The 26,728-nt window shown below is 50.0% G+C and carries 26 protein-coding genes; 12 read left to right on the forward strand and 14 right to left on the reverse strand.

The features are described 5' to 3' along the window. The first annotated feature begins 21 nt into the window (after positions 1-21). Genes H581_RS0127445 through H581_RS0127455 form a run of 3 tightly spaced genes read left to right on the forward strand, consistent with a single transcriptional unit; the run spans position 22 to position 3,250 of the window. Positions 22-1,272: a phenylacetate--CoA ligase family protein gene (locus H581_RS0127445; protein WP_028612803.1), complete on the forward strand. Its 1,251-nt coding sequence runs from the start codon at positions 22-24 to the stop codon at positions 1,270-1,272. A gap of 17 nt (positions 1,273-1,289) precedes the next feature. Further along, positions 1,290-2,246 (forward strand): 2,3-diaminopropionate biosynthesis protein SbnA, encoded by a 957-nt coding sequence (sbnA, locus tag H581_RS0127450; protein WP_084134811.1) that lies wholly within the window; start codon positions 1,290-1,292, stop codon positions 2,244-2,246. A 20-nt stretch (positions 2,247-2,266) separates the two neighbouring features. Beyond that, on the forward strand, positions 2,267-3,250 hold the full coding sequence (locus H581_RS0127455) for an ornithine cyclodeaminase (RefSeq protein ID WP_028612805.1): 984 nt from the start codon (positions 2,267-2,269) through the stop codon (positions 3,248-3,250). A gap of 17 nt (positions 3,251-3,267) precedes the next feature. Here the strand turns inward: H581_RS0127455 and H581_RS0127460 are convergent, their stop codons facing one another. Then, positions 3,268-3,639 (reverse strand): hypothetical protein, encoded by a 372-nt coding sequence (locus H581_RS0127460; protein ID WP_028612806.1) that lies wholly within the window; start codon positions 3,637-3,639, stop codon positions 3,268-3,270. 250 nt (positions 3,640-3,889) lie between these two features. After that, positions 3,890-4,126, reverse strand: coding sequence for a DUF6953 family protein (locus H581_RS0127465; RefSeq protein ID WP_028612807.1), 237 nt, complete (start codon positions 4,124-4,126; stop codon positions 3,890-3,892). A 159-nt stretch (positions 4,127-4,285) separates the two neighbouring features. On the opposite strand from H581_RS0127465, the gene H581_RS0127470 reads away from it, so the two are divergent. Further along, entirely contained in the window at positions 4,286-4,735 is a 450-nt protein-coding gene (locus H581_RS0127470; protein ID WP_028612808.1) for a MarR family winged helix-turn-helix transcriptional regulator, read from the forward strand. Positions 4,736-4,759: 24 nt separating this feature from the next. After that, entirely contained in the window at positions 4,760-5,248 is a 489-nt protein-coding gene (locus H581_RS0127475) for a glutathione peroxidase (protein ID WP_028612809.1), read from the forward strand. Positions 5,249-5,258: 10 nt separating this feature from the next. Here the strand turns inward: H581_RS0127475 and H581_RS0127480 are convergent, their stop codons facing one another. Continuing rightward, positions 5,259-6,008, reverse strand: a complete 750-nt coding sequence (locus tag H581_RS0127480) for a CPBP family intramembrane glutamic endopeptidase (protein ID WP_169507552.1) — start codon at positions 6,006-6,008, stop codon at positions 5,259-5,261. Positions 6,009-7,056: 1,048 nt separating this feature from the next. Here H581_RS0127480 and H581_RS35585 point away from each other — a divergent pair. Next, complete coding sequence (locus H581_RS35585) at positions 7,057-7,917, forward strand: transposase (protein WP_051251407.1); 861 nt, start codon at positions 7,057-7,059, stop codon at positions 7,915-7,917. A gap of 639 nt (positions 7,918-8,556) precedes the next feature. Further along, positions 8,557-9,306: a peptidylprolyl isomerase gene (locus H581_RS35590; protein ID WP_036720137.1), complete on the forward strand. Its 750-nt coding sequence runs from the start codon at positions 8,557-8,559 to the stop codon at positions 9,304-9,306. A 110-nt stretch (positions 9,307-9,416) separates the two neighbouring features. On the opposite strand, the gene H581_RS0127495 is transcribed toward H581_RS35590, so the two are convergent. Beyond that, positions 9,417-10,238, reverse strand: a complete 822-nt coding sequence (locus H581_RS0127495; protein WP_028612812.1) for a class I SAM-dependent methyltransferase — start codon at positions 10,236-10,238, stop codon at positions 9,417-9,419. A gap of 174 nt (positions 10,239-10,412) precedes the next feature. Here H581_RS0127495 and H581_RS0127500 point away from each other — a divergent pair, with 174 nt between their 5' ends. Continuing rightward, entirely contained in the window at positions 10,413-10,835 is a 423-nt protein-coding gene (locus tag H581_RS0127500) for a DUF4395 domain-containing protein (RefSeq protein ID WP_028612813.1), read from the forward strand. A 271-nt stretch (positions 10,836-11,106) separates the two neighbouring features. On the opposite strand, the gene H581_RS0127505 is transcribed toward H581_RS0127500, so the two are convergent. From H581_RS0127505 to H581_RS0127530, 5 genes are all read right to left on the reverse strand, one after another. Then, positions 11,107-12,093 carry a YhdH/YhfP family quinone oxidoreductase gene (locus H581_RS0127505; protein ID WP_028612814.1) on the reverse strand — a complete coding sequence of 329 codons (987 nt, stop codon included), beginning with the start codon at positions 12,091-12,093 and terminating at the stop codon, positions 11,107-11,109. 266 nt (positions 12,094-12,359) lie between these two features. Beyond that, entirely contained in the window at positions 12,360-13,133 is a 774-nt protein-coding gene (locus tag H581_RS35595) for a protein-glutamine gamma-glutamyltransferase (RefSeq protein ID WP_036720140.1), read from the reverse strand. Positions 13,134-13,162: 29 nt separating this feature from the next. Then, positions 13,163-14,398 (reverse strand): ABC transporter permease, encoded by a 1,236-nt coding sequence (locus tag H581_RS0127520; RefSeq protein ID WP_028612816.1) that lies wholly within the window; start codon positions 14,396-14,398, stop codon positions 13,163-13,165. A gap of 13 nt (positions 14,399-14,411) precedes the next feature. Next, on the reverse strand, positions 14,412-15,143 hold the full coding sequence (locus H581_RS0127525; protein ID WP_028612817.1) for an ABC transporter ATP-binding protein: 732 nt from the start codon (positions 15,141-15,143) through the stop codon (positions 14,412-14,414). A gap of 127 nt (positions 15,144-15,270) precedes the next feature. Further along, positions 15,271-16,044, reverse strand: a complete 774-nt coding sequence (locus tag H581_RS0127530) for a Cof-type HAD-IIB family hydrolase (RefSeq protein WP_028612818.1) — start codon at positions 16,042-16,044, stop codon at positions 15,271-15,273. Between the two features lie 298 nt (positions 16,045-16,342). On the opposite strand from H581_RS0127530, the gene H581_RS0127535 reads away from it, so the two are divergent. Further along, entirely contained in the window at positions 16,343-17,170 is an 828-nt protein-coding gene (locus tag H581_RS0127535) for a hypothetical protein (protein WP_028612819.1), read from the forward strand. Between the two features lie 45 nt (positions 17,171-17,215). Here the strand turns inward: H581_RS0127535 and H581_RS0127540 are convergent, their stop codons facing one another. The 3 genes from H581_RS0127540 to H581_RS0127555 form a co-directional block, all read right to left on the reverse strand. Further along, entirely contained in the window at positions 17,216-18,799 is a 1,584-nt protein-coding gene (locus H581_RS0127540) for an ATP-binding protein (protein ID WP_028612820.1), read from the reverse strand. A gap of 397 nt (positions 18,800-19,196) precedes the next feature. Further along, positions 19,197-21,110: a threonine--tRNA ligase gene (thrS, locus tag H581_RS0127550; protein WP_028612822.1), complete on the reverse strand. Its 1,914-nt coding sequence runs from the start codon at positions 21,108-21,110 to the stop codon at positions 19,197-19,199. 389 nt (positions 21,111-21,499) lie between these two features. Continuing rightward, positions 21,500-22,279, reverse strand: a complete 780-nt coding sequence (locus H581_RS0127555; RefSeq protein ID WP_028612823.1) for a helix-turn-helix domain-containing protein — start codon at positions 22,277-22,279, stop codon at positions 21,500-21,502. Positions 22,280-22,380: 101 nt separating this feature from the next. Here H581_RS0127555 and pyk point away from each other — a divergent pair, with 101 nt between their 5' ends. From pyk to H581_RS0127570, 3 genes are all read left to right on the forward strand, one after another. Continuing rightward, the gene (gene pyk / locus H581_RS0127560; RefSeq protein WP_028612824.1) at positions 22,381-23,796 is read left to right on the forward strand and encodes a pyruvate kinase; all 1,416 of its coding nucleotides are present in this window, start codon (positions 22,381-22,383) and stop codon (positions 23,794-23,796) included. 161 nt (positions 23,797-23,957) lie between these two features. Then, a complete protein-coding gene (locus H581_RS0127565) occupies positions 23,958-24,254 on the forward strand; it encodes a hypothetical protein (protein WP_028612825.1) in 297 nt (98 codons plus the stop codon). Positions 24,255-24,423: 169 nt separating this feature from the next. Continuing rightward, entirely contained in the window at positions 24,424-24,798 is a 375-nt protein-coding gene (locus H581_RS0127570; protein WP_028612826.1) for a hypothetical protein, read from the forward strand. Between the two features lie 69 nt (positions 24,799-24,867). Here H581_RS0127570 and H581_RS0127575 read toward each other — a convergent pair whose 3' ends face one another. Both H581_RS0127575 and H581_RS35600 read right to left on the reverse strand, forming a co-directional pair. Then, complete coding sequence (locus H581_RS0127575) at positions 24,868-25,257, reverse strand: hypothetical protein (protein ID WP_028612827.1); 390 nt, start codon at positions 25,255-25,257, stop codon at positions 24,868-24,870. A gap of 136 nt (positions 25,258-25,393) precedes the next feature. Further along, positions 25,394-26,653 (reverse strand): ATP-binding protein, encoded by a 1,260-nt coding sequence (locus tag H581_RS35600; RefSeq protein ID WP_051251408.1) that lies wholly within the window; start codon positions 26,651-26,653, stop codon positions 25,394-25,396. Positions 26,654-26,728 lie beyond the last annotated feature (75 nt).

The raw sequence follows: 26,728 nt of genomic DNA on the forward strand, positions 1-26,728 counted from the left end.
ACATTAGGAGGCTCGAACCGTTTGTCTAACCTGACCCCGCTTCAACGGCAAGTTATGCAAATCTCCAGCTATCACCCCTGGTACGGCGCTTTGTTACAACGGGAAAAAATAGGCGCCGCGGCAGCGGAGCTTTCGAAGCTCCCTCTTATAACGTCGGATATTCTGGAAAAGTACTATTTCACGCAGCAAAATAGGACGGAGCCCGGATTGTCCATATACAGGACGTCCGGTACCTCGTCCGGTATACGGAAGGCCATCTATTACTCCGAAGAAGACGACGAGAGCTATATCGCAAGCAAAGCGGCATGCTTCGAGGAGTGGCTGGCAGAGAGTCTGCCTGGCCGCAATTCTCCAGACGGACGCTCGGGTTTCGTTCGCAAAGCTCTCGCGGACATGGGGACCGGGCACGCGGCAAACACGGCTTTAACGATTTTCGAACGGATGGGCTTGCAAGCGGACTCGCTTTCCTTCTCCCTGCCGATCGAGGAGCATATCAAGAAGCTGGAGTCCTTCCGCCCGGAGCTGCTGTATACGATGCCGTCAATTCTGGATGCCATTGCAGCCGCGGCAAGGGATCCGCAAGTGCTCGGCATACGGAAAATCATAGTGGTCGGCGAAATCGCAACGCCGGAATGGCAGGAGAACATCGCGCAGCGGTTCGGTATTCGCCGGAGCGATATTTTGGATACGTACGGCTCCATTGAGATCGGCGCGATCGCATCTTATTCGCATGCCCTCGGAAAATACGTTTTTGCCGACGGCATTTATGCCGAAGCCCTGCCGGCCGAGCAAATCGATCCGCTGTTCGAACCGCTGCGGGACAACGAGTCGGTACTCGTGCTTACCTCGTATGTCCGCACGCTATTTCCCGCGATTCGTTACGTCACCTACGATGTCGTCAGGGATTTTCAAACGGTGGAGGTAGACGGAAAGCCTCGGCAGTGCTTCACCTGTATTTCCAAAAGAATCGGCGCAGACCTGAAGCACGGAGAGAAAATCAGCATCTACGACATCGAAAGCGTCGTGCATCAATTCGCCAAAGATGCGGAGCTGCGCGTACGGCTGCAGGACAACAGATTATCCGTCCGTATCAGGAGCCAATCGCTCGACGAGAACTTGCTCGATCAGATTCAGCAAGCGCTCGAGCACAAAATCCCGGATATCGGACTTATGATACGAAACCGTATTTTAACAGGCATTACCGTTACTCGCGCGGCAGAAGACGAGCAGCTTGAGCAAGGTGCGGTTAAAGCGAAGAAATTATATTTTTGAGAGGTGATCCCCTGCTCATGGCGGAAAATATGCTGTCCATTATCGGGAACACGCCGCTCGTTCGGCTCTCGAAGCTGTTTGCGAATGAACGCGGCATTCAGGTATACGCCAAGCTGGAGCTGCTTAATCCGAGCGGCAGCGCGAAGGACCGGTCTGCCATTCGGATCATTCAAGCGGCCTGGGAAGACGGCCGTATCGGTCCTGGCTCAGTCGTTATCGAATCCAGTTCGGGCAATATGGCGATTAGCCTTGCGGCGATCTGCTCTTACCTCGGCATGCGCTTTATCTGCGTCATCGATCCGAAGACATCGCAGCAGAACATCCGGATCATGCGGGCATACGGTGCCGAGATCGAGTTAGTGGAAGCGCCCGAGGCGATAAGCGGCGAGTTCCTTCCGGCCAGGCTGCAGCGTGTGCAGCAGCTGCTCCGGAACATTCCGAACAGCTACTGGCCGAATCAATACGAGAATGAAAATAACTACTTGTCCCATTACGAGGGAACCATGCGTGAAATTGCCGAAGCGCTGGAAACTGTTCATTATGTGATCGGAGGGGTCAGCACCTGCGGTACGATGCTGGGCTGCGCCCGTTATGTGCAGGAGCATAAGCTTCCAGTGAAGACCGTTGCCGTCGATGCGGTTGGCAGCGTTATTTTTGGCGGGGCGAAGGGTTATCGGCGGTTTCCCGGCCTCGGCGCCGGCATCGTTCCGTTATTCGGGCAAACCCGGTTCATGGATTTTGCGATAAATATATCCGACCGGGATATGGTCATCGGCTGCAGATCGCTCGTACAGCAGGAATCGATACTGGCGGGGCCATCCTCCGGCGCAGTCGTCTCGGCTCTGAAATCGCTGGAGCCCGAGATACCCGATCATTCGGTATGCGTCGTCATTTTGCACGACCGGGGAGAACGTTATATGGATACGGTTTACTCAGATGAATGGGTAGAGAAGCAATTCGGGAGCGATATGTAAAGCAGGAAAGGATCGTGAACATGCTATACCTGGGAGACGAACATATACGTCAAATCGGATTACATTGGGAAGAGCTTGTGAACTGCGTGGAGACTGCCGTGAGACTTATGGATAAAGGCGAATATGCGCAGCCGTTGAAGCCTTACTTGCGATATAATAATCCGGCTAACCGGATTATCGCGATGCCTGCTTATATCGGCGGCAGCATGAACACAGCCGGCATCAAATGGATCGCCAGCTTTCCGGGGAACATCGATGCGGGTCTTCCGCGCGCTCACAGCGTAACGCTGTTGAACGACGCCGATACCGGCATCCCTTATGCGATGCTGAACACGCCCCTGCCAAGCGCGGCTCGAACGGCTGCCGTCAGCGGCATGCTCATTCGCCATTTCCTGCGCTCGCAGACTGCTTCCCGAACATTCCGGCTTGGCATTATCGGTTTTGGGCCGATCGGTCAGCTCCACTATGACATGTGCTGCCGTTTATTCGGCGACCGGTTGGAGCAGCTGATGATTTATGATATTCGCAAGCCCGTCCCTGGAAACCCTGCTCTTGCCGGAGTAAGCGCCTCATTGCGCGATTGCACGCAAATCGCTGACAGCTGGCAGCAATTATACGGCGAAAGCGATATCGTCATGACATGCACGGTAAGCACGCAACGTTATATCGACGCTCCACCGCTTCCAGGAAGCCTGCTTCTTGATGTATCCCTGCGGGACTATACCGAGACCGCAATCGGCGGAATACAGCACATTATCGTCGACAATTGGGAAGAAGTATGCCGCGAGAATACGGACATCGAGCTGCTTCACCAGAAGCGCGGTTTAACGAAAAACGACACCCGCTCATTAGCGGATGTCGTATGTCGCAGCGCTTTGGCAGAGCTCTCCCCTGCGGATACCGTCTTATTTTGCCCGATGGGAATGGCATCGTTTGATATCGCAATTGCCCATTATCTGGTCAGGCGCGCCGAGACGACGGGCATCGGAATCCGGCTTACATGAGCTCTTCCTTCCTCCCTTTACCTGCCAACCGGCCCAAGCCGGTTATGGTGAAAGGGATAGCTCACCGTACCGGAACCCTTTTCATTCGAACTTCCCTCAATTGATTTGAGCGAATCCGTCAGCTCCATGAACCATTCCTCGTCCCATGTAGCTAACGCCATATCGATTAAATTATGGACAACCTGGGCATTATCTAATTTTATATCGGTGGAGCTTCTGAGCCAGTGCTCCCGAACAGCGACAACTTTACCAATGGTTTCTTCATTATCCGAATTGACAACATAAACCGTAACGATTCCTTGCAGGATATCGATTGTGTCAATAAAACCGTGAATAAGCTCGCCTTCTTTTGATTTCCCTTGCACCCAATCGCCTATGTTAAATTTCATCCTGAAGCACCGCCTATCCTTATAAATTAAAGAACCCGTCTAACTGTAACTTCTTTCAATACTGTTAGTTTAATTATTACAGTTCAGTTTGTCAAGTTCACTTCACATTCTGCTTTAATAAATTTGATTCTAGAAATAACGGAGAAATTGCTGATCGGCTACCATCTCGTATCGTATGCCATAGCCGGACTTATAATCGGCGGATGCGGCAGCCAAAGCCTGACTCGCCTTGGCTCCTCCATGATTTAATCTAGCTCCATCCCCAGAAGAAGCCGTCACGTTCCCAAGCTGCCTTGCCTCGATGCAGCTTGCGGAACAACTTCTTAACTTCTTTGTCGATCGATTGGTTTCCGTGCTCATTCACATAAATAAACGACTCGCCAAAGCGGCTTTTAATGTAATCTACTGCCGTGCTTTGATGCAAGATCCCCTTATCCTTTACTTCGTTCAGCATCCACTCTGCGACATCTTCCGCCGTATAGCTCATATCTCTCATTCCTTTCATTCCTTTCAATCCTTTCATTCCTTTCAATCCTTTCATTCCTTTCAATCCTTTCATTCGAATTGACAACCTGCCGATGATTTATATATATTATATTTATTGCAATTTAATTTTTTAAAATACATTGAAAAGGAGGAGCGCAGTTTGAACTCGAATGAAGCTTTGAAGCTGGACAACCAAATATGCTTTGCCCTCTACGCCTGCTCTCGGGAAATGACCAAGCTTTATCGCCCAATGCTTGAAAAGCTAGATCTAACCTATACGCAGTATGTCACCATGCTGGCGCTATGGGAGCAAGACCACGTATCGGTAACAACGCTAGGCAGCAAGCTTTATCTTGATTCCGGCACATTGACGCCTCTGCTTAAGAAACTCGAAGCCGCCGGACTTCTTACCCGCACCCGAGACCGCAGCGATGAACGAAGCGTAATCGTCGAACTGACCGAGCAAGGGAAGGCGCTAAAAGAAAAGGCAGTCGATATTCCCGCCCAATTAGCCTGCAAGATCGAGGGCACCCCCGAGGATGCTTCGATCCTGCTTGGACAAATTCGCGAATTACTCCATCGGCTTCAGCATAGCTCAACCAAAGAATAAGCTCAGGGAGGTAGAATAAATATAATGTCTCTTTACGATATTGATGTAAAATCGATTAACGGCGAAACCGTCACGCTCGAGCCTTACAAAGGACAAGTGCTGCTCATCGTGAACACAGCTACCAAATGCGGCTTTGCGAACCAATTTTCCGGCCTTCAAACGCTGCATGATAAGTACCGCCAGCATGGATTTTCCGTCCTGGGCTTTCCTTGCGGCCAATTCGCTAATCAAGAGCCCGGGAGCGACAGCGAAGTAGCTGAAACATGCCAGATCAATCACGGCGTGACCTTTCCGTTGTTCGCGAAAATTGATGTAAAGGGCAGCAGCGCTCATCCTCTTTTTCAGCATCTGACGAATGAGGCGCGCGGCGTTCTCGGATCCAAATCCATCAAGTGGAACTTCACCAAATTTCTGATCGACCGGAACGGCAAAGCGCTGAAGCGCTTCGGATCAACGGATACGCCGGAGCAGGTCGAGCCTTATATTCAGAAGCTGCTGAATAACAAAGGATGACCTACAAGCATTAGTTTACGGTATTAATTCTAAACCTGCTATATGTAAAAAACACGACAAGCAAAAGCATCAGCGCCGCAAAAATATGCGCGTTATTCAGTATGAAGGAATTTCCGGGGCCTTGCTCGGTCAGCAAAAGGCCTCTTTCCCCTTCCCTTCCCGGAATTCCGTAAACGAAACCATACATGACATTCTGACCCCAATGAATGCCCGTACTCATCCAGATTGATCCGGTTTTCAACAGCGTATAGCCAAGCGAAAGGCCCAATATCATCGAGAAGACGGTGTTTTGCACGTTAAAGCCTGCCAGCCAGACATCGTCAACGGCATAAATCATTGCTGATAGTAATAATAAGAGAAGGCTCGGAATCTTGTCCTTTAAATGGGCAAAAACATACCCTCTAACAATGAGATCATTGATCAACGATCCAAGAAACATGCCTGCTAAAGCTTCTATCAAAAAAATGACCGACTCCGGCGCCACTTTTACACCCGTCACCCGAATATTACCGAAGATCCAAAGCAGCATATACATAGTCGCCCAAATAACCGTTCCGTATACAAAACCAATTCGCAAATTTCTTTTCCAGCCATAATGTGCTTTCATGCCTAAATCCCTAATCCCGTTCAATCCTGTCAACCTCGCCACATGACGGGCCAGCACAAAAAAGAAAGCAGCATACAACAGCCACGGAACAGTGCCCAATGGAATAAAATGCGGAATTAAATTGAAATACAAATCAATAATCAGAAAACCCATTACCGGGAATAATATGCCCATCGAACCCCCCTTCTTCTATATAGAGGTACCATTGTATAACTACAATATATAACCACTATATAACCCACTAATATATAACCACTAACAATATAACCACTAAAATTATAGCTAGAGCTAGTATATTCGCAATTCAAAACTTTATGGCCCCGACTTTACTTTCCACCTGTCCTCCCTCCTCTTCCGCGCACGCTATCCGCTTCCGTGCACGCTTCCTTTTTTCGCTTTAAGACACTATCCCCTTTACTCAGGATCAGTGATCCGATCGCTATCCATTAACATTTTTATCACTAAGTCTTTCACAGCCTAAGTTATTTGAATCCATTTCCCCGCCCCTACTTTACTTTCCGCATGCCCTCCCTTCGCTTCCGTGCACGCTATCCGTTTCCGTGCACGCTTTCCGCTTTAAGAGACTATCCCCTTTACTCAGGATCAATGATCTGATTCGCTATCCTTTATCATTTTTATCACTAAGTCTTTCACAGCCTAAGTTATTTGAATCCATTTCCCCGCCCCTACTTTACTTTCCGTCTGCCCTCCCTTCGTTTCCGTGCACGTTATCCGCTTCCGTGCACTCTTCCTTTTTCCGCTTTAAGACACTATCCCCTTTACTCAGGATCAGTGATCCGATCGCTATTCATTATCATTTTTATCACTAAGTCTTTCACAGCCTAAGTTATTTGAATCCATTTCCCCGCCCCTACTTTACTTTCCGCATGCCCTCCTTTCGCTTCCGTGCACGCTATCCGTTTCCGTGCACGCTTCCTTTTTCCACTTTAAGACACTATCCCCTTTACTCAGGATCAATGAACTGATTCGCTATCCAATGTGGGATGCACTGGATTGTGAGCAGAGAACATCAACTTGATATCACGCACCGAAATCGAGCCCCGTATCTAGCGGCCGGCAGATCCAAATTATTTTCAAGGATCAATTGCCCAAAAATACTATTGTAATTTCTTCTAATATTTGCTAGAATGAAGAAATAGGAACAAATGTTCGCATTCAGTCAAGTATTAGGAGGGTCTTAATGGACCGCATTATGAAGTTTAATAGGCTGTTTCCCAGTGATAAAGACTGCATAGAAGCCATTCATAAACTAAAATGGCCATCCGGCTTCCGTTGCCCCGGCTGCGAACACCATTCTGCTTATACGATTACCACACGACGGCTTCCATTATATGAATGCGCAAAGTGCGGCCGGCAGAGCTCGTTAACCTCGGGTACGGTCATGGACAAAAGCCGCACACCTTTGCGCAAATGGCTGCTCGTCATGTATATTGTTGCTACTTCCGAGAACGGCATAAATGCTGTGCGGCTATCGGCGCTTATTAAAGTTACCTATAAAACAGCGTGGTCCATGTTGAACAAACTTCGCCGAACGATATCAATAACCGATCGCAGAACCCTGCTTTCTGGTAGGGTAGAAGCCAAAATCGAAATTTATATGAGGCAGCTTTTGCTTACATTCGATGACTTTGAGCGGGAGCATGCCGCAATTGCGGCTCGCTCGATCTCTCCGGATGGTTCTTCTTATTTAAAAATTAAACTTGTTTCTTGTGAACAAAATCCGCGCACATTATTAAACAAAGATGCGCAACAAGAGTTCATAGACTCGCATGTCCATTCTGATGTCGCTCATGTTGAGTTTACCAGAAGATATGTCAACCTCCCACGAACGGAAACCTTACTGCCGCGTTTAGCAAGAAAGGCTTTTCAGTGGATTAACGATACATTTAAAGGTATAGGAATCGCCTATTCGCAGTTATACCTTGATGAATTCTGCTTTCGTATTAACCATACTAATCATTCCGGGCATTGCCCGTTCCAATACTTGCTCCAGCTATGCCTCAACGCACTACAACGCCAGCCGTTCAAAGCACCCATATGAGTCTATACCAATCGTATCACAAATGCTTCATACCGTTAATCGCCAGCAGCCATCCACGCCCTGAGGCATCACAATGAAGGAAAATAGAAAATAATTATTTTCAAGACAAAAATCTCAAACTGTTTTATCGGCTCTAAGGCATGTAGGGTCTATCTGGGTCTATCTGGGTCTATCTGGGTCTATCTGGGTCTATGCTGGGTCTATGCTGGGCTTATGTGGAGTTTGTACAGTTTAATATGCATTTTTTATGCCTACTGTAAAATGGATTACATACTCGAGCTATGCGATTCATCAGCTCCTACGTTAAACACCCGACCAGATATACGCTAATGTCATACCGCATAAGTGAAATAACTGAAATAGTTTTGAAAGCTGCCACTAGCCTGAGCCGATGGGATAGTGTCTTAAAGAAGAAAAACAAGGGATATTATTTAGGAAAATACTAAGAAGATGCAGCATTTGGTGTGCTATTGATTTGCTTATGTGTGCTATTGATTTGCTTTTGAGTGCTATTGAATTGCACTTGGGGATGTGGATACGATCATTTCCGCCCATTCGCAATAGAAGGAGCCGATATGCTAATATACAAAGTGGATAATATAAGCCCATTTTTTAAACGTAGTTAGGGAGGAAACTTACATGCAGAATCATCAAAAACGTTTCGGAGTGCTGTTGCTCCTCATGGCTGTTCTTCTCGTTATGGCCTCAGGCTGCGGGGGGACTAAAATGAACTCCGGGAACAATAGTCTTGGATCCGGCGGCAATGCAAGTACGAACGCGCCAACTGAGAGCCCTACGGAGGAGCCGGCAGCGGACGAGCCGGCAGCGGAGGAGCCGATAGCGGACGAGCCTGTACTGCTGGGACCGGACAAGCATCCGGTAGTTACGATCGAGCTAAGCAATGACAAAATTATTAAGCTGGAGTTGTATCCGGAGATTGCTCCTAATACGGTAGACAACTTTATTTCTCTCGTTCAGAAAGGGTTCTATGACGGTCTTATTTTCCACCGTGTTATACCGGGTTTTATGATCCAAGGCGGCGATCCGGAAGGAACCGGTATGGGCGGACCGGGTTACAGCATTCCTGGCGAATTCAGCGGGAACGGCTTTGAGAACAAGCTAAGGCATACGAGAGGAATTCTATCGATGGCAAGAACGAACGAGCCGGATACTGCAGGCTCGCAATTTTTCATTATGGTAGCCGATGCTCCTTCGCTGGATAATTTGTACGCCTCCTTTGGCAAGGTTACAGAAGGCATGGAAGCCGTGGATGAGATCGTGAACCAGAAAACCGGAGCAAACGATAGACCTGTTGAACCGATTTCCATGAAAAAGGTTACGGTCGACACGCTTGACATGACATTCGAGGAACCGAAGAAGGCTGAATAAGAGAATTAGGATTTGGTTCTGGAGAATACAAATGAAGGATAGGAGAAGGGCTGAGCCCTTCTCTTCTTTAATTTCAAGAATAGAATAAAATGAAATCATTGGGAATTGACTTACTTAACGCCTAGTCTCATCCGGTAGCTGAACATGACGTCCAGCGTTCTTCCGGCAAAATAGTTCTCAACGATGCTTTGGTATGCTTTAATTTCCTGATCAAGTCCAGTTGATCCGAGCTTAAACACAGATTGTATGCCGCCTTGGCTCACAGCCAATCCGAAATAGCGCTTTGCATCGCATTGTTCCTTATTATCGAACACGATTTCCTTCGAAAACCGAAACAAACCGCTGTTTCTGATTTGAGTCAAATGCTGTTCCTTGTCGCGTTTACTTGCCCGATATTTCTCTGGGACATGTATTGCAATGATCGCCTCGGACTTGTCGATAAGCCGCTTGTAGGCAGCCTCGACTTGCCAATGCAGCGTTGGCGGCCAGTCGCAGTCATAAGCAGCGAAGATTCCGCCTTCTCGGAGAACTCGGGCAAACTCACGAAGCGTGCTAACCGGCTCCATCCAATGGAACGATTGTGAGCATGTCACGATATCGACGCTGGAAGACTCCAGCGCCAACTGATCAGAGTAGCCCTTCTGGAAGGAGATATGTTCTGCATTCGTGAGACCTGATAAATGCTCTAGAGCCTTGCCTCGCATATCATCGTTTGGTTCGAAACCGATGACCCGCTCCGCCCTTTCCTTCCAGACGAAGGAGGACAACCCCGTGCCGCAGCCTACATCGGCGACTACGCCCGGCTTTCTGCCTAGGTAGTTTGATAAAATTTCGACTACCGTTTCGGGCGCTTTGGGACGATGCCGGTCATAGTCATTTTCGAAACCGGAGAAACGGTCTATATTACTCTGCAAATGGCTCCCTGAAGACATGAAGACAACCTCCATTCTAATTTGGGCATGCTTCTTACCAATAGTATACAACAACGATGGCAGCCGATTAAACTTTGCTTTGCGATCCCTTTTTCAAGTTTGCTTATTGCTAATTGGCCGATTTGTGACTTACTATTGTATTAACAAATCCAATGAGGAAAGTTGGTTTTTTCTATGAAGGAAATTCCGATACCGTTTGTGCGAAGCAATCAGGCTGGCATCGTCATTGTCCTCAGTATCGCGATTGTATTTCAGTTCCCATGGCTCATCGCCGCGCTTTGGATTATTCAAGTCATCGGGCTTGCGTTCGGTCCTAGAGCGAATGTATTTATTATTGCGGCACGTCCATTTCTTACACGCCTGATCGCTTCCGCCAATACAGAAGCTGCAGAGCTTCAGCGGTTCAATAATTCCCTCGGCGTAGGGTTTCTGACTCTTTCTCTGCTTAGCTTGGCGCTTGGCTGGGAGCTTGCCGGATACATCTTTGCCGGTATGATGGGCTTGGCCGCGCTGGGGGCGATTCTAGGGTATTGCATTGGCTGCACCATTTATTTTCAATACAAGCAATTTCTCGCCCGGAGATTGAAACGGGATTAACCAAGCAAGCTTGCTGATAAAAGCGTACTGAGCATAAAGCAAGCATAACAAAGCAGAGAAGCAGAGTTAATAACGCGGAGCTATAGTGCGGAGCTGTAGAGCAGAGCAGTAATGCGGGACTGTAGAGCAGAGCTTTAAAGCAGAGCAGTAGTGCGGGCTAGAGCTAATAAGGTTGAACTGTCCACGTGGAGCTAAAATGAGACGCAGTGAGCTAGTCAGCAAATAAAGGTGCCTTTGCGGTTCGGTTGGAACCTCAAAAGCACCCTTATCATTATAGCTTCACTACCGTTCTCCCTCTGGAGCGGCCTTTTAGCATCAAACCAACCCGTTCGCTTATTTGCTCCAGGCTAATTTCTTCACTTAACCTCTCCAGCATCGGCGGCTTGTACACCGATGCAAGCAGTTCCCATATCTTGGCTCGCTTCTCTTTGCTTACCATTACGGAATCAATACCGATGAGTCGCACTCCCCTAATGATAAATGGATATACGGTCATCGCCAGCTCAGTGCCTCCCGTTAAACCGCTGGCTGCTACGACTCCGCCATACCTCATGCTCGGCAGTATGGAAGAGAGCGTCCGGCCGCCGACACAGTCGATCGCGCCCGCCCATTGCTGCTTGCTTAAAGCGCGCTTCGCGTCAGTCAAGAGCTCTTCACGAGATAGGAATTGCTGAACACCAGCTTCAAGCAGTATTTCGTGCATATCCGGCTTTCCGGTACTGGCGGTCACCCGGTAGCCCAGCTTTGCGGCAATCCCAGCAGCTATGCTGCCTACGCCTCCCGAGGTGCCCGTAACGAGGATCGGACCATCCTCCGGTTGAATGCCATTTTGCTGAAGCTCGAACAAGGACAACGCTGCCGTTAACCCGGCTGTTCCCAGAATCATAGCCTCTCTCATCGTCAATCCGTCCGGAAGCTTCAGTGCCCATTCGGCCGGTACTCTGGCATACTTGCTGAAACCGCCGAAATGACTGACGCCCAGACCAAAGCCGGTCACAATGATTTTGTCGCCCGGCTGAAACTGGCCGCTTTCACTTGTTACCACCGTACCCGCCAAATCGATCCCCGGAATAATGGGGTAATTTTGCACGATGTTCCCGTCCTTTATGCACGCCAGCGCATCCTTGAAGTTAACGCTGGAATACGCGACTTTGATGAGCAGATCTCCCTCGGGTAAATCGCTGAGACCGATCTCCTTAATTTCCGCTTCAACCTCATTATCCGATTTGTTTACGACCAAAGCTTTGAAGGTTGACATGCGTACCCCCTCCTTACGAATTCAACCGTTTCGGCTTACTTGTATTACGGGTAAACAATCCGGTTATGAACCTTGGATAATCAAATTTAACCGGCTTGTCCTTTACGGGATCTTTCAAGTATTTTATCATAATCAAGTTATAGCATTTCCAATCCGCTGCGGATAGTAAAAATATCACTTTTTCGGAAAAAGCGAAAGACCCGTAAGTATGCAGCTTACAGGTCAAGTTCGTATGATCTGATCGATTAAGCATGTGAAACATACTCTCACCGGTAAATGCTTGTCGAAGCTCTTACGTCATTCCGAACAGTCAGCCTGCGCAAAAATTCAAAGTCCGGGTAAACGACCAAATCCTGAAGATATGCTGAGATTCGGCTTCCCGGCCTTCTCATCCGGTTAAGCGCAGCGATGATGTCCTGTCCCGACTCAATGCCGATGCCGTGTCCGAAATACAAATTATCATCCAGCATGACGACGTTCTCGCCCTGCCACTCCGGCGTATCGGGATCGTGGTCGGGATTTTTGAAATACAGCACATCGCCGGGATATGCTTCGTTCCGATTATTGACCGTAATTAGGGATAAATCACGGTCGTGCTGCCAATCCCGCAAAAACAGGTTTTGAAAATATGCGTTAAAAACGGCATCGCCAAGTGTATCCAGAGCAGCTTTGTAAAAAACAATAATAATTGCGCCGGCACACTCGAAAGCGTAAAGCCTGCCATTATAGAAAATATCGTTAATGCCAACCGAAGGAAGCACCCCTCGTCTGAGCTGAAATCCGCCGTTTGGCGTTCGAATCCAAAGCCGCTCATTACATCTCGAGGTATCAAATGTAGCAAAGCTCACCCCGCTGGCATACATCGCTTTCGCCGCTTCGACCGTATGATAACGCATCTTCAGCTCGAATTCCAATGCATCAAGCGAGGAGTAGCGGTAGGTAACCGGACTTCTCTGCTTTTCCCGCAGAATCTCGCGTTCCAATTCCGATAGCCCCAACGGATTAATCTGGAAAATACTGCTGCCTGCAACAAGAATCACCCTATGTCCCCTCCAAACCTTCAGATGGGTTATTGTACGTGCAAGGGGGTTCTTTGGTGAGGAAGCGAGCAAGCCATCCAAACGATGCCGCAAATCAGCGCAGCCGGAATCGCTCCCCAAATACCGGCGAGCTTAAAGCCTGCAATAGCTGACCAAGCCAGCATCGGAAACAGCAGAAGCCAGAAACGCGACAGCGTCTGCCCTCTCTTCGCATCCTGCTCCGCCCAAGGGAATTGTGCGATAAACGGCTCCGAAAACCACTGCTTCCACTGCAGCTGCAGCCAAGAAGCGCCGACCGTCGTTAAGGCGACGAGTAAAAAGACAGCTACAGGCCCCGGCACCAAAATAACGGCGTACGAGGATACCGATATGAAGCTTAGCCAAACACGGATATGCGTCATCCCGCGTAAAAAAGCTTTCAGCCGCATCTCGGCCAGCATCGTCCCGGCATCCGATTTCCTGAATAACCGTTGTGACCGGCGATAGAAAAAGGGACGCTTAAAGCGAATGAGAGGTTTCGACTCGACGACCTGGCTCATTAACAGCTCCGTACTGCGCAAGCGCGCCTCGCTCTCCAGCTTCATTTCCGCTTCAAATCGAATCGCCGATCGCAGCGCATACCAAAGCAGCACGATAAATATGGGAATGCCCACAGCAATTGAAATATAGAGCACCGCGTTATTCTGCGCCCCGGCTATCATCGGAAAGAGATAAGCTGCGGCGAACAGCAGCATGCATAGCGATTTGATCACCCATTCTTGCCAGCCTCTATATTTGCCATTCAGCGCGTGGCTGCTAATGGACATCGCCATCCCGGTGATCAACGTAAAGCAATAGCCCAGGCCCATTTGCGGCCATGACATTCCTTCCGCATTCGCTAAGAAAGGAAGCAGAATAAGATACGGCAGCAGGAGGACGACCGCTTTTACCGCAAAAGTATACAGGATCCCCCTCCGCCTTAAAGCTTGCAGCCATTCCGGCCGCTGCAGGAGGAACAGCCGATCCGCTTCTTCTACAAAGATACGGACCTGGCCGAGCAGCATGAGAATAAACAATACGATGGGATACAAAATCGTCCAGGGGATGCCTGCCGCCCAGTCCGGCATGTCCATCCATAACTCGCGATACAAACCGCCGAATATAATAAGGCCGGGTATGAGCAAATAAAGCCAAACCGACCAGTCCATCACGCTGCTCCATACGCGAAGCTGCCGCTTCATGTTATTTCTCATTCGAATCCGGAAAAGTTGATGCGCCGTCATCATGACTCTCCACCCCCTAGGTCAAGGCATGGAAGCACTCGAACAACGTCGCGTCCTCCGCACGGCCCGCATCGATTCTCACCTGCGCCAGCGTACCTTTGGCAACGACGGATCCGCTGTTGATCAGCACGAAGCTTTGACAGATCCGCTCCGCGGTGTCCAGTACATGCGTGCTCATAAGCACGCCCGCCCCCCGCGCCCGCTCGAGCTCCAGCAGCGACAGAAAATCATTCGTCGCCCGCGGATCCAAACCGACAAAAGGCTCATCCACGATATAGATATCCGGCTCAAGCAGAAATGCTATAATCAGCATCAGCTTCTGCTGCATGCCCTTTGAGAAGTGGGTCGGATAATGGTCCCGCTCCTCCGATAACCTGAACCGCTCCAGCAGCTCATTGGCTTTCGAGGCAAACTGACTTTCTTCTATGCCAAAGGCTGATGCCGCCAGCCTTAAATGCTCCCACAGGGTCAAATATTCGTAAAACACCGGCTGCTCCGGAACATAAGCATACCTTTTTCTTTGGCCGCCAAGCTGAACCTCTCCGTTCACATAGGCTATTAAACCGAGAATGGTTTTGATTGTCGTACTTTTACCCGCTCCATTGGGCCCGATTAACCCGACGAGCTCGCCCGGCGCAACCAGCAGCGCGACATCGCGTATAGCCGGCTTCTCTTCTTCATAGCCGGCTTCCTTAATATCTATGTGCAGAACGTATTCCTGCCCGCTTCCTTTTTCAAAACCGTGCATGTAGCTGCCTCCATCCTTCAACTCCTATATAACCTATTACACTTCTACGAGATTACCCTCGATCCGTGTCATATAGAAGAGCGTAGCTGCATCAAAATACGCAAATATATTTTGATTGCCATATATATTACAGCAAACCGGCTTCTATCAGGCCGTTCCGGATACCCTGCTCATCGACATGCGTAGTTACGTAATCCGCGAAAGGCAGCAACTCCGGATGCGAGTTACCCATGGCGATCCCGAACCCGACGGTCTCAAGCATTTCCTTATCGTTCAGGCCGTCCCCGAAAGCAACCGCATCTGCGGTCGAAAGACCCAGCTTCTCCAGCAGCGCGGCAATTCCTTGCGCTTTCGAGCCTCCGGCCGGCAGCACGTCGATTGCTTGCGGGTGCCAGCGGATGAGCTTCAGCTCCCCTAGCAAATCATCATAAACTTGCTCATCGGGGCTTTCGCAGTGAAGGAACACTTGGTAGATGCCGTCCGTCTTCCAAAACTCCGGATTATACCCCGGCAAATCCACCTTCAGCGAATTGACCGACTCGATAATAAAAGGATGGTCCTCTTTGTCGGCGAAAAAAGCATGCTCCCCCTCGAAGACAAGACCGTGGTTATGTTCGGCCGCCCGCTTCACCAGCGCCTCCAAGCTGCCCTTCTCGATTTCGCGCTTATACAGCGGAACCCCTTTGTAGACGACATACGCTCCGTTCAAACAGACGAATGATTCGATTCCCAGCTTCTCAGCGAGCGGTTTGATGAAGTATGGCGCTCGGCCAGTGGCAATCACCGGCTCGACTCCGCGTTCTTTCAGCTCGGCAATTGCTTTTGCCGTATCCTCCGGTATTTCCTTATGCTCATTGATCAGTGTTCCGTCGATGTCAAAAAACACGATTTTGTAACCCATACTGCTTCCAACTCCTGTTCCTTGCGCAGACGTAGGACGCCTGTCCTTTTTTTCATAAGTATATAGAGTTTCCTACAAAATAGAAATAGCCGAGGCGCTGTACGAAAATGTCAAGCCCAGGCAAGAAGTAGTTCGAAGGTCGCTTGACTCCCGCCTTCCTTCTCCTGTATATTGATGGAGATTAGTTGAATACGTACGGCTTACGAAGGAAGCACCCGTAAGAGAAGGCGAATACCGCCTATCTTGCAGGTGCTTTTTTTTTGCGTTGTTCGCCGTCAATCAAGGAGGCTCATTAACTATGATTTCCGTTCAAAAGCTAACCTTCTCTGCGCTCGCTTTGCTGTTCGTCCTGCTAGCCCTGCTTCATCCCGTTCCCGCAAACGCCGCCTCGTTTGAATTTTCCGTTACCTACAAATCGTCCTTCGACAAAATGGTAGCGGCCGCGGACAAAGCGACCTCAGCCAAGCTGGCCTCGCAATACGCACAGCTGCAGACCGTGCAGAAGCAGGACATCGAATGGGACGCCAAGATTAACCATCTTCATTACCGGAATGAAGAGGCCGAGCTCTCTACCCGCAATCGGATCAAAGCAATCGACGCGGCGAAGCTTGCTCAACTGGTGGCCGATGTAACAAAAACCAAGAAGAAATACGAGCCGCTATTCGATCTCTATGATTCGTTAAGACAGCAGCTCAGCCTGGCTAAATCTTTCAAGGATAAATGGCTCGTCAGCGTTCTGACGCCGCAGGTTGAAGCGACGAAGGCCGCCGTTACGCTGGCCAAGCTGGATATCCGCAATAAAGAGGCGGCATTGAAGAATGCGAAGACCTCCGCCTCCCAAACCATAAAGAAGCTAAAGGACATGCTGGCAGCCATCGAGACGGTGGAAATCAAAATTAAAGCGGCGAAGAGCTCGGTCAGCAGTACGAAGAAACATTTTACGACGGAAACTGCCGTATTAAAGCTGGTCGTAAAGAAAGGAGATTCCAACGGGGCGCTCAGCTCCTTCACCAGGCTGCTCTCCTACATGAAGCAGATCCATGAGCAGAAGCAAAAAATGTTCTCCTATGAGGAACAGATCTCGGCGATTATCGCGAAAGTCGATTCCCAAATGGCTGCAAAATAACGCCGGTAGACAACGAAGACACCCACGAGGGTGTCTTTTGGTTGATTAGATTTTCCCGGGGAGAAATATCACCACCGTCGTGCCGGCGCCAAGTTGACTCGAGACCTCCATTTTCCCGTTGTGAGAAGCAATGATTTTATTCACCATCATCAGCCCTAGACCATTGCCGTCCGGCCTCGTTGTATGAAACGGCTCGCCAATCCGCTGCAGTACTTCTTCCTGCATGCCTATGCCGTTATCGGTAAAGCTAATCCGTTGATAGGAGCCTGAGGTATCTAGCACGACGCTGACCTCCCCGCCGAACGGGAGCGCCTCCAGCGTGTTTTTTAAAACATTTAAAAAGGCTTGCTTGATTTGGATGCGGTCGCATGGAATCGTAAGCCCTTGCCTAAACTCACGTCTCACCTTGATGCCATTCGTTTCATATTGACTATCAAACAGGGCCAAAGCCTCCTGAAGCAGCTTCTCGCATGGCTCGTCCTTGAACGCAGCCGCCTGCGGTTTGCCTAATATCAAAAACTCGCTGACAATCGCGTTCATTCGCTCCAGCTCGGTCATCATGAGGTCGTAATGAGCGGGATTAATGTTTTTGCCCGCTAATTGGAGCATGCCCCTTACCGTCGTCATCGGATTTCGGATTTCATGGGCGATGCTTACGGCTACCTGGCCCGCAAATACAAGCTTCTCGGACTTTCGAAGCAGCTCCTCCGCGCTCTTCATTTCCGTTATGTCCCTCATGCTGCCGACTACCCGGATCAGACACTGCTCCCGATCATGGATAGGCACAACATCCAGCAGCATGTGACGGGGCATTTGGTTTAATAGCAGCGTAATTTCCGCACCTATGCAAGCTTCCTGGTCAAGGATAGCCTGCTCAAAATACTCCCCGATCCCGTTCACGTCGAAAACACGTCTTCCGAGACATTCCTCCTTGCTCCCGATTTCGGGAAAAAGCACCGCTAAGCTGTTCTCGTTCAGATCCATTATAGTGCCATATGCATCTGTGATGACGGCGCCGCAAAAGTTGGTTTCCAGCAGCACCTGATTCAAAATCTGCAGCTGGGTATTATGCTGCCGCAGCAAATACTCCCGTTCAATCGAATCTACAATAGTTGATAAAAGAGTGAGCAAATGAGGGTGAGAAAAAACGATATCCGTCATCAATGACACGGTGCCGAGCATTTGCCCGCTATCCGCTTTACGCAGCGGAACACTGTAACAGGCCAGACGGTGCAGCACTTCGTGGAAATGATCCTCACCCAGAAGCTGTACGGGCTGTTTATGGAGCAGACATAATGCAGGAGAATTGGTGCCGACTTCCTCGTCAAACCGGACACCTTCAACGATGCCCAGCTGACGTACCGTATCAATAATGGTGGGGTCGCCTTTAAAATCCAACACGTAGCCTTTATGATCCGAAATGGCGACAAGAAAGGGATTTCCCGATACGGATAAGAGGAATTTATCCGCGAATTCGTAACTGACTTCCAATATTTCTTTGTACTTGCTGCGCTGCGCTTCCAGCTCCGCCGCGGTATATTGCTGTTTATGAAAGGGAAGCGCGTTCGGATCAAGACCGATCCGCCGACAATGTTCATTTGACTCCATAATCATTTGCTTATCTATCATGTAAGTGTAACAAACCTTTCTAAATGACTAACATCCCTTTTATTGGTCTATTACCATTATTCTACCTGAAAGCCGGACTATCCTTCCCCTTTTTTATTAAAAATAATTTAGGTGGGGCAACCAAACCCGAACCCACCCAAACCCTCCCTTCCAAGGGAGGGCCCCAAGGGTTGCATCCTCTGGACACCCGCAATTGGGCTAACGTCTGTACAGCAGAGGCGAGTGTGAGCGGCGGTCGCGTAGGAGCGCTTTCATCCTTGCGGGACACGCTGGGAGTTTGGAGTGAATACGGGACACACTGGAAGTTTGAAGTGATTGCGGGACAGAGTATCATCATTTCCAAACAAGAACAAAATCGCGCCATCCTTATAGGGAGGGCGCGATTGTATGATTGATGTTAGTGTTTCAATTTAACCTCGTTAAGGATACGGTCGATAACCGCCTGCAGCGTGTGAGCGCCGAGATCGCCTTGGCCTCTTTGGCGCAAGGAGACTGTGCTTTGCTGCAGCTCGTTCTCGCCTAATACGATTGTGTAAGGCACCTTCTCCAGGCCGGCCTCGCGGATTTTGTAACCCAGCTTCTCGCTGCGGTCGTCCGCCTCGGCGCGAATACCGGCTGCAGCGAGCGAACGTCTCACCTCATAGGCGTAATCCGCATATTTATCCGAGACCGGCAGTAGCTTCACTTGAACCGGGGACAGCCACAGCGGGAACGCGCCCGAATAATGCTCCGTCAGTATGCCGACAAACCGGTCGATCGATCCGTATACCGCGCGGTGTATAACAACCGGCCGATGCTTTTGGTTATCCTCGCCGATATAGGACAGTTCGAATTTCTCCGGCATCTGAAAATCAAGCTGAATCGTGCCGCACTGCCAGCTCCGCTTCAAGGCGTCCAAGATATGAAAATCGATTTTCGGGCCGTAAAAGGCTCCGTCGCCTTCATTCAACCGGTACGCAATTCCCCGGTCCTCCAGGACGTTTTTTAGCGACTGCTCAGCCTGATCCCATAGTTCCTGCGAGCCCATCGAATCATCCGGCCTCGTCGACAGCTCCACTTTATAAGCGAAGCCGAACACGTTATACATATGGTCGATCATCGAGATGGCCCGTCCGATTTCATCCTCGATCTGATCGGGACGAACGAACAGGTGGGCATCGTCCTGACAGAACGTACGCACCCGCATCATGCCGTTCAGCGCTCCCGAATACTCGTGCCGGTGAACCTGTCCGAATTCCGCAAGCCGCAGCGGCAGCTCCCGGTAGGAGCGGCGGCTGTTTTTGAAAATCAGCATATGCCCCGGACAATTCATCGGCTTCAGCGCGTATTTCGTCTCATCGACGTTTGTAAAATACATATTTTCTTTATAGTGATCCCAGTGGCCCGATTGCTCCCACATGCGGTTGTTCATCATGAACGGCGTCCGCACTTCCTCGTAGTCGCCTTGCCGCAGCAGCTCTCTGGCAAATTCCTCGAGCTCTGTGCGCACCGTCATCCCTTTCGGCAAATAGAACGGCATCCCGGGCGCTTCCTCCGAGAACATGAACAAGCCCAGCTCCTTGCCAAGCTTGCGGTGATCGCGTTTCTTCGCTTCCTCAAGCAGCTGAAGATGCTCATCGAGCTGCGGCTTTCTTGGGAAAGCCGTGCCGTAAACCCGCTGCAGCATTTGATTATTGGAATCGCCGCGCCAGTAGGCGCCTGCGACATGCAGCAGCTTGAACGCCTTGATTCTACCCGTCGACGGCAGGTGCGGGCCTCTGCACAGGTCGACAAACTCCCCCTGCTCATACAGCGTAATGACCACATCCTCCGGCAAATCGCGGATAAGCTCCAGCTTTAACGGCTCCTCCATTTGCCCGAACCGTACATTCGCTTCCTCCCGGCTCACCTCGCGGCGGCTGATCTGCAGATCTTCTTGAATGATCCGCTGCATTTCAGCTTCGATCGCGGCGAGATCATCGCTGGATAACGGCTTCTCTACAGCGATATCATAATAGAAGCCGTCCTCGATCACCGGACCGATCCCCAGCTTTACGGCCTTGCTGCCGTAAATCCGCTTGATAGCCTGCGCCATGACATGCGCCGTGCTGTGACGGCAAATCTCGAGCCCTTCCGGGCTGTCCAGCGTCACGAGCTCAATCCGTCCGTCCTCCCGAACGGCATGCGACATGTCGACGAGCTGTCCATCGAGGATAGCTGCCACTGCGTTCTTTCTCAGGCCGATACCGATCGATCCCGCGATTTCTTCCACGGTCGTGCCCTGCACATATTCCTTTCTTGTTCCATCCGGCAAAATTAATTTCATCTTCATCCTGCAGCCTCCAATCGAATAAAAGTTGAACGCAAAAAAACGCCTCTCTCCACAAAGGGACGAGTGCGTTCAGCTCGTGGTTCCACCCTCATTCGATCCGCTGCTTTCTCCGCCGGCCTTCGGCCAGCGCTTAACAGCATGCAGGATCCTTATTGAGCATCCGGTAACGGGGATGAGACGGTGTCATTTACTGCCGCGACGAAGGAGGCGCAGGTTCAATCACACGGCTGCAAAGGGGTAATCTCGCAACCGTAGCTGAAGAAGCTTGCAGCAATCGCTTCTCTCTCTGTGCAGCCCGTTATTGGAAATCATGTCTTTGGTCATAGCCTATTTATGGCTTGATTGTAATCTGAATATTTCGATTCGTCAACCTCACTAGTCCATCGTCCCTACACCGTCGCCGACCGCTCATGCAAATAGTCGGACGGCGAGCTCCCCGTGCTTCGCTTGAAAATGCGGTGAAAATAAGAGACGTCGTTATAGCCCAAATAGTCTGCAATCTCGCTGATCGTCAGTTGCGATTCGGTCAGCATGTAGACAGCGGTCTTCATGCGCTGGTTATGAACGTACTCGCTGATCGTCTGATTGGTGACGGTCTTGAATAAAGTCGCCGCGTAGTTCGGCGTCGTCTTGATAACGTCGCCGAGATCCTCTTTGGTTACCCTGCCGCGGTAATGCGTCTGAATATACTGCTTCATGCTCTCCACGCGCCGGTGCTTCTCCGACGGGATAACGCCCCGGTCCCGCTCCTGGTTCAAATAGATGAGCGCCTCCGTCAACAATGCCTGCGCCATCTGTTCGAAGTACGACGGACGTTCCTTCCACTGCGTCAGAATTCCGCGCAAGCGCTCCTGGATCACTTCGTAGCAGCCCAGCTTCTGCTTCAGCGGCTCCTGCAGCTGCAGGACCGGAAGGGCGGCTTCCGCAGCCGCCCGGAAATTGACGACATATTTGGTATGCAGCACGGTCGGAATGCTTTTGCCGTAATAAGGGACATGGCCTGGAAGGAGCAGCAGATCTCCCTTCTCCAAAATCACCTTCTCCTTCTTCACCCAATAAACACATTTGCCGTAAGTGACCAATGCGAGATGAAAGCTCCGGGTCTCTCCCAAGCCCTCCTCATACCAATCGGCTCCGTTGTCCTGATGCGCATCCGAAATCGCAAGCATCCGATCGCCTCCATCGTACTATAGTATATTTATAGTACTATATTTCTTATTTCGTTTCGAGCGGCCGCGTTACAATGAATAAAACGAGGAGGCCTTCAAACATGCTAAAAACAAAAATTATTTGTACGATGGGACCCGCTTGCGATTCTATTCCGACCCTCAAGGAAATGATCCAAGCCGGCATGACCGTCGGCAGACTGAATATGGCTCACGGCGAATTAGAGGATCATGTGCAGCGGATGGAAAATATCCGGCAAGCGGCCCGGGAGCTGGGGACGTTCGTGCCGATTATGATGGATATCAAGGGACCGGAGGTGCGGATCGGAAAGCTGAAGGAAGCGTCCTGCGAGCTAATCGTCGGCGAGGAGCTCGTCCTTACCACCGATGAAGCGCTTGGCGACGCAAGCCGGCTGCCCGTCAATTACCCAGGGCTGCCATCCGTGGTTACGCCTGGCGACCGGATTCTAATTGACGACGGGCTCGTAGATCTTACCGTGCTCTCCGTAAACGGCGGCGACATCCGCTGCAGCATCGTTAGCGGCGGGACGCTGAAGCCAAGAAAAGGCGTCAATCTTCCCGGCATCAAGACGACGCTGCCTGGCGTTACGGAACGTGACGTAAAGCATATTCACTTCGGGCTGAAGCATAACGTCGAGATTATCGCTGCTTCATTCGTGCGCAAAGCGGAGGATATTCTGGAAATCCGCAACATTCTGGAAGAAGCCGGCGCCGGACACGTCCAGATCATCTCCAAAATTGAAAACGAAGAAGGCATGACGAATCTGGACGCCATTATCGAAGCTTCGGACGGCATCATGGTCGCGCGCGGCGATCTTGGCGTCGAAGTGCCGATCGAAGATGTGCCGATGATGCAGCGCGAGATGATCAACAAGTGTAATCTGGTGGGCAAACCGGTCATCGTCGCGACGCATATGCTTGAATCGATGCAGGTGAACCCTCGCCCTACGCGCGCCGAGGTGAGCGACGTCGCCAATGCGGTGCTGCAGGGCGCCGATGTCGTGATGCTGTCGGGAGAGACCGCAGCCGGCAAATATCCGGTTCAATCCGTCCGGACGATGGCGTCGATCGCGGGAAAAGCCGAGATGATGATCGATTACAACGAGCAGTTCACGAAGAAAAGATCGCAGCACAGCACCGACATTACGGAGGTCATCAGCCAAGGCGTCGTCAGCTCGTCGCTTGAGCTGAACGCGAAGGCAATCCTCACTTCAACGGAAAGCGGCTTTACCGCTCGAATGGTGTCGAAATATCGCCCGCAAGCGCCGATTATCGCCATTACGCAGCATGACCACGTGCTGGCGAAAATCTGTCTGCTCTCCGGCGTTATCCCCGTGAAGGGCGATGCCGTAACAACGACCGACGAAATGTTCGAATCCGCGACGCGTAACGCGGCGGCAACGGGCTTGATCGTTCCCGGCGACACGATCGTCCTCTCTGCAGGGGTGCCGCTCGGCCAAGCAGGAGCAACCAACCTGATCAAGGTTGCGCAAGTATAAAGCGGCAATCGTCAGGAGCTTGCCGGTATCCGCTGATATCGGCAGGCTCCTTCTCTTATGACAGGCATGAGGTTTCACAATATGTATGCTTATTCCCCGCTTGTGAATGATAGTATAATGGGAATACACTAATCGGCAATTCGTAAGGAGGAACAAGGGGCATGATGAAAGAACATACGGTCCATTTCAAAATTATCCGGGGCAAAGAAACGAAACATTTAACAGGCTTAATCTACCTGGAGGAGAACGCGAAGCCTACCTTGCAGGATTTTGCGCAATGCTTGAAGCAATGCGGTCACGATGTGCATATCGAGAACGGGGAGCAGTTTATTTTCAGATCGAATAAGCCCGGTGAGGATTACCTGATCGACGTTCTGGAGGACTATCAGCCGGGTGCAAAAGATCCCCTTGCCGAAAATCTGGCCAAAAGCTTCATCAAAAATACCCCGATTCTTTAACCAGCAGCACGCGGCAGACTAACGCCTTAGCCCCATTTTACCGCGCTCATTATCCTCATTTTTAAGACTTTGGAAATATTTTCAACCCAGCCGCGTTATGTTACGCTTTCTTCATCAAATAAAACACCAAGCCCGCAGCAAGGTGCAATGACAAGAAAGTTGGTGGCTCTTGCGTAACGCTGAAGCAGTCATTACCGTATACATGATTCTAATTTCATTGCCGCTTATCCTGCTCGCCTTCATGGTGATCAGGCAATCGTTTCAATCCGACCGGGAGATCAAACGAATTTTGAAAAAAGGACATTCCGCCGAAGCAACGGTCAGCTCGTTACGCCAGACCAATTCCGAAATCAACGGCCATCCCGAGGTATTTATCGGCTTAACGATTCCAAGAGAGCATGAGGAGCCTCTTCGCACGATTATCAAAACCGCCATTGATATGGTTCATATTCCCGAGTATCAGCCCGGCCATAAAGTAAGGGTTAAAGTGCTGGAGGTCGACGGGAGAGTAAAGGTGGCTTTGGATGGTTCACAGGTTTATTAACGCAAAGAGCGCCTCGTTGGGCGCTCTTTTGCCTCGCAGCACCGCCGGATAGACGGTGTTCCCTCCGATTTATTTTTTCGTCAAACGGACAATAAAGAATACGCCCTCGATGATCAGGCCGATCACAAAGCCGGCAACGACGGCCTCCAGAAAGGCAAAGAGGCTGATCAGGTCTTCCCACCCGGTCGTACCATTGGCGTACATGCCCATCCATACTAGTCCGGCCGCCAAGCCTATTTGAGAAAACAGCCACAATCTCCAGGCACCCAGCCACCCGGTGAATCCGAAGAGGAACGACAGGATCGCAGCGAGTATCATAAAACGGAAAGCATGCGTTCCGGTAAATGGCTGACCCAGCAGTACAAACCGGATGATCCATAGCAGAACGCTGGTAAGCAATGACGATACACCGGCAATCAACCACCACTGGCTGCTTCTTGCCGCAGGAATCCAGCGCATACGATACGCCCCCTTTCTTATTTTCAAGCCTGCTTACCCTTATAAACGTTTGCTAGGTTGACTATGTTTCGTTCAAACGAAGCGTTTGCGATCAAGATCGAGTCTAACCCTTCGCCGGCGGAAATTCGTTTACTAATCAAACGGCAACCGGAAACAGCAGTTTGAACTCCGTTCCCTTCCCGAGTTCGCTCTTCATGTCTACCTTTCCGTTCATCTTCTTTATAATGCTGAACGATACCATCGTACCGAGGCCGGTTCCCTTTTCCTTCGTCGAATAATAAGGGGTTCCGAGCCTCTTCAGCTGTTCAGGGGTCATGCCGTGCCCGGTATCGCTAATGATGATAAGCGCTTGACCATGCAGCTTATCGGTCCGGAGATCCAGAACGCCGCCTCCCTGCATGGCTTCTATTGCGTTTTTGCCAATGTTGACCAAGGCTTGACGGAATTTATAACGGTCTCCCACAATATATGGCGTACATTGCCGGATTAAATTGACGTTGATTTGAATATTATTGTAATTCGCGTAGGTCAGCAGCACATTGGCCAAGTACTGAACCTCTTCATTAATATTGATTTTCTCGACCACTTCCGGGTCGGGCTTGGCGAGCGAAAGATAGTCGGTAATGATCAGCTCCGCACGGTCCAATTCCTCGAAGCATATTCTTTTATAATATTCCTTCTTCTCTTTGTCCAGATCGGCCGAACCGAATAAATGGATAAAGCCTCGAACTGTCGTAAGCGGGTTCCGGATTTCATGAGCGACGGAGGCGGCCATGTCCCCGACGATTTTCATTTTTTCACTCTTAAAAACCTCTTCCTGCATATAGAAGTAATTTTTCAGCAATTCAATTAAATAGACGCATAGTCCGATGAAAACGCCTTGCAGCAAATAGGTTTGCACCGTAAGCAGAGGCTTACTGGTCAGCAGCTCAAGCTGTCCCGTCAGTGTAAGATAGATACTGAATGTAAGAAGCTTAACGAGCGTGCATAAAATAAAGGCTGTTGCAATTTTTTGCGCTAATTTCATGGAACTGAAAAATTTCAGAAAAAAAAGCACGAAAACAAAGCTTGGCAGCAGCGCTGCCAAATACTGCAAATCGTTGGAGTTGCCCAAGATATAGCGATATACGTTGATCGTCAAATATAACAATAAAGAGACCTGCCACCCGCCGTATAGCGAACCGATGGCCAGCGGAATCGAACGAAAATCATAAATTAATCCGTTTAGATTGACAGGAATGGACATCGTAATGATTAGAGGCACGGCGAACAGGAGATATAATAAAAACCGGTACAGCAGCGTACTGCTTTTGGTTTTAAAGATATAGGGGTACATAAGCAGCGGGGTAAAGATAACGAAAATATTCAATATAAAATCTTTCAAGTAGCCTATCATAGGAGCCCCCAGCTTACGAATTCTCGGAATAGTGAACGGATGTAAACGACAGTATCAATATATCACAAATAAGAG

The organism is Paenibacillus harenae DSM 16969 (assembly GCF_000422465.1).
GTDB lineage: Bacteria > Bacillota > Bacilli > Paenibacillales > Paenibacillaceae > Pristimantibacillus > Pristimantibacillus harenae.

Coding starts and splice junctions, on each gene's coding strand:
- H581_RS0127465 (WP_028612807.1), bottom strand. CDS start 4,126: ATGAGCTATACGGCGGAAGATGTCGCAGAGTGGATGCTGAACGAAGTA.
- H581_RS0127475 (WP_028612809.1), top strand. CDS start 4,760: ATGTCTCTTTACGATATTGATGTAAAATCGATTAACGGCGAAACCGTC.
- H581_RS35585 (WP_051251407.1), top strand. CDS start 7,057: ATGGACCGCATTATGAAGTTTAATAGGCTGTTTCCCAGTGATAAAGAC.
- sbnA (WP_084134811.1), top strand. CDS start 1,290: ATGGCGGAAAATATGCTGTCCATTATCGGGAACACGCCGCTCGTTCGG.
- H581_RS0127455 (WP_028612805.1), top strand. CDS start 2,267: ATGCTATACCTGGGAGACGAACATATACGTCAAATCGGATTACATTGG.
- H581_RS0127565 (WP_028612825.1), top strand. CDS start 23,958: ATGATGAAAGAACATACGGTCCATTTCAAAATTATCCGGGGCAAAGAA.
- H581_RS0127480 (WP_169507552.1), bottom strand. CDS start 6,008: ATGGGTTTTCTGATTATTGATTTGTATTTCAATTTAATTCCGCATTTT.
- H581_RS35590 (WP_036720137.1), top strand. CDS start 8,557: ATGCAGAATCATCAAAAACGTTTCGGAGTGCTGTTGCTCCTCATGGCT.
- H581_RS0127555 (WP_028612823.1), bottom strand. CDS start 22,279: ATGCTTGCGATTTCGGATGCGCATCAGGACAACGGAGCCGATTGGTAT.
- H581_RS0127535 (WP_028612819.1), top strand. CDS start 16,343: ATGATTTCCGTTCAAAAGCTAACCTTCTCTGCGCTCGCTTTGCTGTTC.
- H581_RS0127530 (WP_028612818.1), bottom strand. CDS start 16,044: ATGGGTTACAAAATCGTGTTTTTTGACATCGACGGAACACTGATCAAT.
- thrS (WP_028612822.1), bottom strand. CDS start 21,110: ATGAAGATGAAATTAATTTTGCCGGATGGAACAAGAAAGGAATATGTG.
- H581_RS0127505 (WP_028612814.1), bottom strand. CDS start 12,093: ATGTCAACCTTCAAAGCTTTGGTCGTAAACAAATCGGATAATGAGGTT.
- H581_RS0127500 (WP_028612813.1), top strand. CDS start 10,413: ATGAAGGAAATTCCGATACCGTTTGTGCGAAGCAATCAGGCTGGCATC.
- H581_RS0127540 (WP_028612820.1), bottom strand. CDS start 18,799: ATGATAGATAAGCAAATGATTATGGAGTCAAATGAACATTGTCGGCGG.
- H581_RS0127575 (WP_028612827.1), bottom strand. CDS start 25,257: ATGCGCTGGATTCCTGCGGCAAGAAGCAGCCAGTGGTGGTTGATTGCC.
- pyk (WP_028612824.1), top strand. CDS start 22,381: ATGCTAAAAACAAAAATTATTTGTACGATGGGACCCGCTTGCGATTCT.
- H581_RS0127460 (WP_028612806.1), bottom strand. CDS start 3,639: ATGAAATTTAACATAGGCGATTGGGTGCAAGGGAAATCAAAAGAAGGC.
- H581_RS35600 (WP_051251408.1), bottom strand. CDS start 26,653: ATGATAGGCTACTTGAAAGATTTTATATTGAATATTTTCGTTATCTTT.
- H581_RS0127525 (WP_028612817.1), bottom strand. CDS start 15,143: ATGCACGGTTTTGAAAAAGGAAGCGGGCAGGAATACGTTCTGCACATA.
- H581_RS0127495 (WP_028612812.1), bottom strand. CDS start 10,238: ATGTCTTCAGGGAGCCATTTGCAGAGTAATATAGACCGTTTCTCCGGT.
- H581_RS0127520 (WP_028612816.1), bottom strand. CDS start 14,398: ATGATGACGGCGCATCAACTTTTCCGGATTCGAATGAGAAATAACATG.